Source organism: Lactobacillus sp. wkB8 (genome assembly GCF_000761135.1).
Lineage (GTDB): Bacteria > Bacillota > Bacilli > Lactobacillales > Lactobacillaceae > Lactobacillus > Lactobacillus helsingborgensis.
Map to the genome: position 1 here is coordinate 1 of NZ_CP009532.1, position 6,396 is coordinate 6,396.

The window sequence follows — 6,396 nt, forward strand, 5'->3', positions numbered from 1 at the left end:
CTATCTTTCATAGATAGGCTGCTGCCTCCGCCTTGTATTATACCTTATGCGGAGCTAAGATTAAGATAACATTTAGATAATATACTTTTAGAAAAAAGCATAGGAGTTATATATATATGAAATTAGCCAAAAAAATAGCAACTGCTTTATGCGCTGTTGCTCTAACTGGCGTTGGCACAGTAATAATTACCAATGCCAACACTCAGACTGTCCTCGCAAATCATCAGGGCACGAAGGTATGGTTGCAGTACGGCACCCTGAAATATGACCTGCGGGCTCCATCAGGTAGAGTTTACCCTGCTGGCACTAAGGTTGTACGTGAGATGGGTGCGGCTGATACGAAACCAAATATTTCATTTCCGGGTAGACCATTCTACTTAACATGGACTATTGGTGGTATTCCAGCCAACCAACTCTTGCAAGACTCTGGCGGTGGTGAGATTGCTGAAGCATATGTTAACTACGAAGACTGGCAAGAAATTGATTATCCATCGCAAGACAATACCATTATTGTAGAGAATACTACCGATTTTACTGATCTCGCTTCCTCAGATTTTCACCCTGTAGATAGCAATAATCCTGATGTGCCTTATGCTAATACAGATAAACTAAACGCTGCATTCAGCGAATACATAACAACCGTTGACTTTTCAAATAGTTCTAAAGCTGAAAAAGCTTATGGAAAAGATATTCAAGACCGTTTTCAAGCAGCAATGGCAATGGGCGCTACGCAAGAAAGTGTTGATGCTCTAACTGAAGAAATTAACGATGCTGTTGCTCACTACAAGAAAACTGGTCACCTCGTAAGTGGTGGTTCAAATTCTGGTAATAACAGTAACTCTGGCTCATCTAATTCATCTAATGGTAATAACGGGTCGACTAGTGGCAACACGCCAAATTCATCTGGTTCATCCACTTCAAGCAAATCTAAGTCACGAGTAGTAAGATTGCGTAAGGCATCTTACCGCTACACTCGCAAGGGTAAACGTGTATCTAAGAAACTGCTTAAGAAAGGCTCATATGTCAAGATTAACGGCAAGACCTACCGCATTAAGGGTAAGACCTTCTACCGTATTGGTAAAAACCGTTACATCCGCAAAGTGAACGTTGCTAAATAGTTAAGTTTTCATAATAGACCAAAAATAGTTTAGGCAATTTTGCCTAAACTATTTTTTTATATTTAGTTCAGCAAAAAATACAACTGTTTTCTAAATTAAGACTGACAAAACCAAGCTGAATGCTATTTATAGTAAAGTCAACAATGTGCACATGGATGACACTTATTACGCTGACTATACCCCTGTTTTCCGTTAAAGAAATGAAAGAAACTTATGCAAATGCAGGTAAAATTGCGGCATCTTTAAATTGATTAAGTAATAATATTTTTCCAACAGAGCTGCTTAGCTAAAATTAGTAATTAAAAGCTCCTTTATATTATTATTTTATTTTTTGATATTAATAATGAGTCGAGTCTAGTTATACCAATTAGGCTTTTTTTGCGCGCCCAGCCGCGGGTGCCTTAGCACCCCAAAGGCTTGGGGCAGCTAGGCTGATTAGCCTAGCTCAGCTTTGACTAGATTAATACGAAAGTTTACCGCCAGCCTCAAAAAATATTTTTTATAACCCCCCCTTTTTTTAGTTTTAAAAAAGCTATAACTAAAGTGGAGGGGAAAGAAAATGCAAGCAAAAAACCTTACCAACAAGCCCAATGACGTAGTTTTCACCAAATCCAATTTGATTAAAATAACTAAAACTAAAACTGATATTTATGCCTCGTGGACTAGCGCTAAAAATGGCTCTAATGGCACGCATAGCAACAAAAAGCACCAGATGACAGCAACAAAGCGGACGGATAACATTGCAACACTTAAGAAAAGTTTTAAATGTAATCGTGATTTAATCAATTGCAACTTTGCAGGCTGCCCTAATGAGCTCTTCATTACTCTCACTTACGCTGACCGTGAACGAGGAAAAAGCATCAAAGCAGTAAATGCTGATTTTGACCGCTTTATTAAGCGCATTAAGCGTGCTACTAAGGTTTCCACTGATAACTTAGTCTGGTTCTCCGCCCTAGAGCCACAAGGAGATGGCACGTGGCATATGCATTGTCTCTTTAAATGGCGGGACAGGAAAAGGATTTTCATCGCTAATGAGAAATTAGCCCAGATGTGGGGCGAAGGATTTACAAAAACCACATCTATCAATAATGTCAACAATATTGGAGCCTATCTTACCGCATATTTAACTAATGTGATTGTTGACGCAACGGCAGAAAATGCTACCAAAAAGACGACTAAATGGACGGCTAGGCATGACCACATGGTCGAAAAAGGTGGCAGATTGGGCTTCTATGGTGCATTCACACATGTAGGGCGCCACAGTCGCAATTGCAAGAAACCAGAAGTTCGCTACGTGACAGCTGATAATTTTAAGCAAATGCTGGCAATGGAAGGCTGGGAATGCACTGGTGCCAGGGCTTACGACCTATTAGTGCCTCGCCAAAATCAAACTGACTTTTGCGTAAGCATTAAACAAAAGTATTATCGCAGAAGCCCAGATGTAGCCGACAAAGTAACGCTAGTCCTAAAAATGGCAAGGCAAAAAAATAAGTCTGTTTCAAAAATGTTAAATGGTAAGACAATGCTGCAATTTCTGGGCATCAGTTAATTTTTATATAGGAGAATTAAATAATGAACATAAATAATATGTATTTAGATGGGAAAAAGTCCGGCTTTACAGGATTTCTATTAGTTGAAATAAAGCCCTGGCTGGAATATAGAGACGGAAAAAAAACAGGCAAAACCTTAGGCACAACCTACACCGTTGCAATGACAGGGCACCAGCTTGATAAAATTGCAGTCCATGTCGCAGAAGGTGCAACTAATTTAACGGCACAAATGCAATCAGTTGATTTTAAAAACTTGCAATTAAAACTCTATCCTGATTACCGCAATGTTGGGCAAGTGGGCATTACAGCCACAGCTGACGCAATCATAGCTATAAAGCACGAGGCGAAACAATGAAACAAACAAAAACTTTTTCACAATATTTAGGTAATTTTATTTCCAGCAAAATTGCTCTAGCCCTTAAAAATCAAGGCACCCAAAAGCCTAATGGCAATTGGCACCAGGTAGATTTAAGAGGAAATGGCTTAATGATAAAGCGCTGTCAAAATAACCTAGAGGCGCATCTAGCCTGTTTCGTGCGCCAGGCTCTAGAGACTAATAACTGTATTAATACAGACGCTGCAGGGCGAATTATTAGCTACCCAGGGTTATATATTAGGTATTACAGGCATTATCTAGATTTACGCCTCGACGTGGGCACCGCCAATTATGGCAGTAAGGTCGGTGACATTATGCAGCTCATTGCTGAGTCAACTGAGTTCAACCTACCTCTGCTAGGTCAGTTAACTGACCCTGACGGGGTAACTTGCTACCGATTCGATTTTTCTCAGGTTAAGCCCACAAATATGACCGTAGAACAAATCGCCCAAGTGCCTGACAGTGAGCTGGAGTTAGGCGACTTGATTATCAACCTTAATCACTGCGAGCCTATTTTGCTCAGTGGCGTTAGTGGTACAGGAAAAACTAGTGCCTTAGAACTGTTAATCGCACAAATAGTGCTAAAACTGCGTCACACGGACAAATACACCCCGATGCTATATGTTGCAGACCCAAAGTTCTCAGATTTAAAAACGTACGTTGATTTAATTAGTTCTAAGGAATGGACTCAAACCGCACAAACCCCAGCAGAGATAGCCTTCATGTTGGAAAAAGTTGTCAAAAATATGAATGACCGTTATACAGCTATGCAGGCTTTGCCCAATGCCATCGGAAAAACCGCTATAGACCTAGGCTTTGCGCCCCAATTTTTGATTATCGACGAATATTCTTCACTACTTGCCAGTCTAGGCAATAGCAAGCCAGATAAGGCAATTAAGGCACAAATTGAACAGTCAATGACGCAATTAGTACAAAAAGCGCGACAAGCAAGCATCCTGGTGATTATCAGCCTGCAGCGAGCATCCGTTGACTCTGGACTAACTTCAAATATTCGTGCTAATTGCAATTTAAAAATCTTGCTGGGAAATAGCGACGCTACTACTACCGCAATGCTTTTCGGCTCTCAGGCAAATAACAATTTACCGCAAATCAATGAAATCGGTGGCGGCTATTTTCTGCGCGGTGACATGCAGCAGCCGGAAAAGTTCTATGTGCCCTATTTCAATTTAGAGCAAGTAGTAAAAGCCTATCAGCCCACACCACGCGAGCGCATTATGACCGCAGGTAAACTAGTTGATGAACTACTTGAAGAACAAGACTTTGATTCGGCAAAATTAACCCAAATAAAAGACGAGTTAACAAAGTTAACTCGTCTGGTGAAAAATAAATTAGTCCTAGCTGCCGTGAATGAAGCTTTAGACGCTACAAATCAAGCTCTTACTACCGGTTATTACAACGAAGACCTTGCATTGCAAATCCAATATAACCTAGACAGAGCAGGTGACCGTATCGTCTACTATATGTGAATCACTGCACTACGGATAATAGGCTTTATGTAAAGTGCTTACTCCCCCAAGGGTTTCAGCCATCGCAATTTTAGGTAAAAGTTAGCAGGCAAAAAAATCCGTCTCCGTTATTTTAAGAACTCTACTCTAAGTAGGGTTCTTTCTTTTGTCCAAATTAAAGCAAATATTGTGAAAAAAATCACCAATTTCACTGTTTACTAAAAACAACAAGCAATTTTTAATTTGCTCTCAGACGCAATATCAGCTCCTCTGAGCATTTTACCACTCCCAGGTAGTCTTATGGCTTTTATTTAAATAACTTTTCCCACCAATGTTGTGGTTTTAAATAATCGACCTTTTCTGCCAATCCGTTCTGATTTTTTTTATCAGTTAATTTCTTCAGCTTATTGTCATCCTTGTCTGTCAAATTGAGCTGCTGTGCCTGGTCGGCTAGTTTAGCTAATTTACTTGCTAAATCTGCAATCGTCGCATCTTTTTGCTTACCATCTTGTTTCAGTTCGTTGATTTCTTGTTGTTTCTGCTGCAACTCTTTTTGCAAAAAATCAATAGTTGAAAAACCACTTGAAGCAGTATCATCATTAGCCTTATGAGCATTTCGATATTGTTGAATTATCGTTTCCCGATAGAGCTTTTTGTTTCCTTTTTTCGTTTCCGCGGAAACATTATTTTTACTTAGCCACTTACTAAGCGTACTTTTCGAAATACCTATTCTTTCAGCAATTTCGCGTTGTGATAGCAGATTTATTTCTTGTTTCATTGTTTCGTTTCCTTCATCGTTTCGACCGTTTCCATTGGAAACAATAAATGCGACCAGCACTTTGCTTTATCGGCCGCTAAAACCTCAAACTAATATAAATAAATTATTTATATTTTGACAGACTCTGCCTTAACGGCAGAGCCACCGGAACCAAGCCTACGGCTCTCTCTATTCTTTGCCTATAGGTGACAAAAAATAGAGAGATTCTCTCTCAGACTTCTCAAAATCAAAATCGCTAAAATATCAATCAAATAATTCATATCTTAACGTTTTGACTTTGCTAACCGTTTAAGCGCACCTTGCCCTTGCCCTTGCTAGCCCTAGTTTTACTTCATTTTCTCGGAAGGGGTTTTTTTCTTTTAATTCGAAAACCGATTTAACATCGAATATCTGCTAACAAGGCAGTTAGTTGCTTTTTCAAGGCCTCCAGAGTAGTTGCGTGAAACACACTCGTTTGCCACGTCTTCGCCGTTTGTAAAACGGTCAGGTTCAGTTCACCCATGGTAGTTAACTACGCCATCAGTACATCTCCGACAAGGCACGGGCTTAATTAAATGATTAATAGAAGGATAGCCACTCCATTTTAGCATTAATAGATAATCGGTCTACGAAAAAAAGCGACAGCCAACTATCTCGACTATCGCTCTTCCTATCTTGATTTTTGCCCTCTACCTTGTTAAAATTAACTGGTAAAGAAGTAAAAATACTAGTTGGTTAGGCATTGTAATCAATTAGTTGGCGCTGTTGATATTGGTAGTATCAGCAGGGCTCTTTTTTTGCTTTCTTGTATTTAATTATTTTAATTCTACCATTCAAATTATTTTTTTCATAGTTTTTTTTTAGTTTTTCAATTTTTTTATCTACGTTTAAACGTATATCATGCTAAAATAATATTGAATGAATAATTTAACTGTTCCAATGGAACCACAAAAAAGCCCTATTTGCCGATAGAGCTTTTTTTGCGTGCTAATTAAAGAAGGAAGGCAACCTACTTCTTATTTTTCTTGCTGCTTAGCAGGCATTTCTTAACGAAAAGAATTATTAGTTCTTTAGTTAGGTCAAGAAAAAATTGAATGAATAATTTTACTATTTCCAATGAAACCACCTC

5 protein-coding genes are annotated in these 6,396 nt (G+C 39.0%); 4 read left to right on the top strand and 1 reads right to left on the bottom strand.

Annotated features, from left to right (window positions below):
- Nucleotides 1–116 precede the first annotated feature (116 nt).
- From LACWKB8_RS08910 to LACWKB8_RS08925, 4 genes are all read left to right on the top strand, one after another.
- Complete coding sequence (locus tag LACWKB8_RS08910; RefSeq protein WP_041825356.1) at nt 117–1,118, top strand: SLAP domain-containing protein; 1,002 nt, start codon at nt 117–119, stop codon at nt 1,116–1,118.
- Between the two features lie 559 nt (nt 1,119–1,677).
- Nucleotides 1,678–2,667, top strand: a complete 990-nt coding sequence (locus LACWKB8_RS09080; protein WP_052059716.1) for a hypothetical protein — start codon at nt 1,678–1,680, stop codon at nt 2,665–2,667.
- Between the two features lie 23 nt (nt 2,668–2,690).
- Nucleotides 2,691–3,023, top strand: a complete 333-nt coding sequence (locus LACWKB8_RS08920; protein ID WP_041825357.1) for a hypothetical protein — start codon at nt 2,691–2,693, stop codon at nt 3,021–3,023.
- Nucleotides 3,020–4,531 (top strand): FtsK/SpoIIIE domain-containing protein, encoded by a 1,512-nt coding sequence (locus LACWKB8_RS08925; RefSeq protein ID WP_041825359.1) that lies wholly within the window; start codon nt 3,020–3,022, stop codon nt 4,529–4,531. The genes LACWKB8_RS08920 and LACWKB8_RS08925 overlap by 4 nt, the downstream gene beginning before the upstream one ends.
- A 286-nt stretch (nt 4,532–4,817) precedes the next feature.
- Here the strand turns inward: LACWKB8_RS08925 and LACWKB8_RS08930 are convergent, their stop codons facing one another.
- Complete coding sequence (locus tag LACWKB8_RS08930; RefSeq protein WP_041825360.1) at nt 4,818–5,288, bottom strand: helix-turn-helix domain-containing protein; 471 nt, start codon at nt 5,286–5,288, stop codon at nt 4,818–4,820.
- Nucleotides 5,289–6,396: the final 1,108 nt, after the last annotated feature.